The following is a 3,446-nucleotide window of genomic DNA, read 5'->3' on the forward strand; positions in this document are numbered from 1 at the left end:
ACAGGCTCTTGAGCACTGGCCTGGGACTACGTCACCGACATCAGCCGGCCCTCCCATCTACGTATCCACTCACTCCGAGCGGCCTCGTGCCGCACCACGATCCGGGTCTTGGCCGGGTGCAGGTGCAGTCCGACCTCGGCCATCCTGTCCGTGAGCGCGGCCAGCACCTGACGGGCTTCGCTCTCGGAGACGCAGTGGAGCACCGCATCATCCGCATACCGTTCGAACCAGACGGCCGGGAACTCCCGCACCATCCAGACGTCGAACGCGTAGTGCAGGAACAGGTTCGCCAAAACAGGGGAAACCGGAGCACCTTGCGGCGTCCCGCACTCCCGTTCCAGCAGGGAGCCGTCGGGCATGACGAGCGGGGCAGCAAGCCACCGCCGCACATACAACTTCACCCAAACGGCGTCAGTATGTGCGTCCACCGCCTTGACCAACAGGTCCCAGGGCACGCTGTCGAAGAACTTGGCGATGTCGAACTCCACCACCCAGTCCCGCTTCCAGCAACGCTCCCGGCACCTTCCCACCGCGTCCAAAGCGGACCGACCGGGCCGGTATCCGTAACTGTCCGGATGGAAAATCGGCTCCACCCGCCGCATCAGATGCCGGGCCACTACGGTCTGGGCCACCCGGTCGGCGACAGCGGGAATGCCAAGCACTCTCGTGCCACCACCATGAGGCTTCGGAATTGGCACTGCACGCACCGGAGGTGGAAAGTACGAGCCCGACGACATCCGGTTCCAGACCTTATACAGATTATTCTTCAGGTCCTTCTCGAAGTCGGCAATGCTCTGCCCGTCCGCCCCTGGCGCACCCCTGTTCGCCCTGACTTCCTCCCACGCCTCCTTAACTTCCCACTTCGAAATCTCAAACGGCTTGGCCTGTGACTTCAACTGGCCCATCGGACTCCTCCCGGACACCGTCCGGTTGATGCGATCAACTCAGTCACGAGCAGCCCGACCCCTTCGCTCCACCCCCATTACAGGGGGCTTCATCACTACTACGAGCCGGTCCGCCGGCAGGCCCCGCATCGGTACTCAACCCCTTGCAGTGTCCACCGCTTGGGGTGCTCCCTCTCGCCCACCACAACGGCGGGCAGTGTCGGGGACTGCCTTCTCCTGTTCCATGCGAAAGCCGCAGACCGGACTCACGTCGCCTACATGCCGGACACCACCTGGCCAATAAACGGGCACCCGCCAGGCTCATCCCGGAGCCCAAACCATGCCCCGGTTTTGATGTCATCTGGTTGTCTTTCGACACATCAGCAGCGATTCACTTGCGTTCGTCTTCCCGATCCCCACCTGACGCCTCTTACGACGCCTTTTCCTCATCGCTCACCACGACGGTCTTCAGCCAACGCAGCATGAGGGGGTTTGAAGCCTCCCCCCGCAGGGCGGCTCCGAAGGGCCATAACCTTCATCTTCCGCACAGCATCATTTCCAGAAGCTGCCTACAATCGACTCCCTTTCATGTTCAGGACACAAGGTCTGCGACAACTGTGAGGATCATGGGGTGCCGCAGGGGGGCCGGCGCCTGACCCGTGCGACAACTGGCCGAGGTGCCTTGGTGTAGAACTGTCGGCTCCGGCCCCCCTGCGGTGTGTACTGCCGCCGGCCCGGTGAACGTGTCCCGATAGACATCTCGGGGTCTGAAGAAGTCAAGCAGCAGCTGCCATGGGTGAGGTCGCGGGCGGAGTGAAGGCGCGTTCCTCGTTGAAGAGGACCCGCTTCTGGAGGCAGTGGAAAAGCTGCCCGAGCAGGCGATTGAACAGGTGTCGTTGAGCTTGCGCGTGCCAGTCGCCGACATCGCGGCGGTGGCGGTAGTGGGCCTGCGCGCCCGGTGATGAGCGGAGGGAGGAGAAGGCCCAGAGGTAGCCCGCGTGGTGGAGCCGGTTGTTCTTGACCATGCGGCGTCCGACGTAGTGTTTCTTGCCGGAAGCGCGGGTGATCGGTGCTGATCCGGCGTATGCCTTCAGCCCGCGGGCGTCGGCGAAGCGGTTGCGGTCGTCTCCTGTCTCGGCGAGAACTCGTGCCGCAAGCTGGACACCGAGGCCCGGGAAGCTCAGGAGTATCTCGGCGTCCGGATGCTCACGAAAGCTGGTATCAACTGCTTCGGCGAGGTCTTCGCTGGCCTGGCAGGCTGCTTCGAATTGCTTCAGCAGAGCAAGAAGTTGTTTGCCGAAGGCGTCCTCGACAGCCGCAGGCTGGTGAGCGTACTCGGCCCGCAGGACACCGCGCAGGCGGCCAGCCTCGTCGTCAATGCTGCGGACACGGCCGGCGCGCTTGAGAGCGGAACGCAGCTGGCTCAGCGACAGCCGCGAGCCTTCTGTAGGCGTTGGCGCTTTGGCCAGGATGATGCGGGCTTCCTCGCGAGCCAGTCCTCCTTGCTTGGCCAGGAAGGCATCGAGGGCAGCGGGGTAGTACTCGCGCAGCAGTGAGCGGATCTGGTTGCCGATCTGCTGACGGTTCCAGACGGCGTCCTGCTGAGCCCGAGCAAGTACCGCGATGGCCTGGGCTTGGTCGGAGTCCGCTGGCAGCGGCCGGTGCACGGCCATGTCGGTGCGGAGAATGTTGGCCAGCACGAGGGCGTCGCCCGGGTCTGACTTCTTGCGGGACACACCGTGGCGGTCGCGGTAGCGGGAGGCGGCGAGCGGGTTAATTGCGAAGACCTTGCGGCGGCCGGTCCGCAGGGCTGCCACGAGCAGGCCGCGGCTGGTCTCGATGGCCACCGGTATCGGCGACTCAGGGCTGTCACCGTGCTCGGCCAGTAGCTCCAGCAGCATCCGATAGCCGCCCGCGTCATCGCTGATCCGCCGCTTGGCCAGCAGTTCGCCAGCCTCATCGACCAGCGCGATGTCGTGATGCCCTTCTGCCCAGTCGATCCCGCAGAACACAGTCACACGTTCTCCCATCGTCGAGCGTCTATGCAGGTCACGAGCTCATGCGGGTCACGCGGCGTCCTAATCCCAGGACTCGTTGGTCCGCCATCTCGGTAGCCGTTCGCGACACCAGCGCGCCCCAGGGGCCTCTGTCTGCGCCAGAGCTCGCGGCTCGCGGAGGTGGACAGGAGGTCGCCCTGCGGCGGGCTCGCGCCACGACGACAACGAACGACATACGACCGTGGGTTTCACGGGACTTGGAGACGCCGGGTCACGCCGCTCTCTCGTGAGGCCTCAAAGACCGGGGAGATTCCCAGGCGTTCGCCCGGCGCCCGCAGGTCCCGTGAAACCCACCACCGTGACGGCGCCGCTCTATCGGGAGGCCTCAAGGGCCCGGGGCCTTACAGACGTCCGTCACGAGACAGCCCAGAAGCCCAGCTACGGCTTCTGGAACCACCTTCACTACGGATTAGGGGCTTTGCCGCACAAAGCACCGTCACAGTTCTGACCGCCCACCGGACCGGTGTCAGCCACCAGACCCAGTCCAAGGAGCCTCGTGACCGTC

At 64.7% G+C, this 3,446-nt stretch carries 2 protein-coding genes; both read right to left on the reverse strand.

The genetic code is table 11. The features are described 5' to 3' along the window. Positions 1-26: 26 nt before the first annotated feature. Complete coding sequence (gene ltrA, locus AC07CM_RS50585; protein WP_478883311.1) at positions 27-905, reverse strand: group II intron reverse transcriptase/maturase; 879 nt, start codon at positions 903-905, stop codon at positions 27-29. Between the two features lie 755 nt (positions 906-1,660). Continuing rightward, positions 1,661-2,914 (reverse strand): IS110 family RNA-guided transposase, encoded by a 1,254-nt coding sequence (locus AC07CM_RS50590; protein WP_478883312.1) that lies wholly within the window; start codon positions 2,912-2,914, stop codon positions 1,661-1,663. Between the last annotated feature and the right edge of the window lie 532 nt (positions 2,915-3,446).

The organism is Streptomyces sp. NPDC044061, assembly GCF_056434305.1.

What these genes read in the sequence shown, in the direction of transcription:
- AC07CM_RS50590 (WP_478883312.1), bottom strand. Translation starts at nt 2,914, where the DNA reads ATGGGAGAACGTGTGACTGTGTTCTGCGGGATCGACTGGGCAGAAGGG.
- ltrA (WP_478883311.1), bottom strand. Translation starts at nt 905, where the DNA reads ATGGGCCAGTTGAAGTCACAGGCCAAGCCGTTTGAGATTTCGAAGTGG.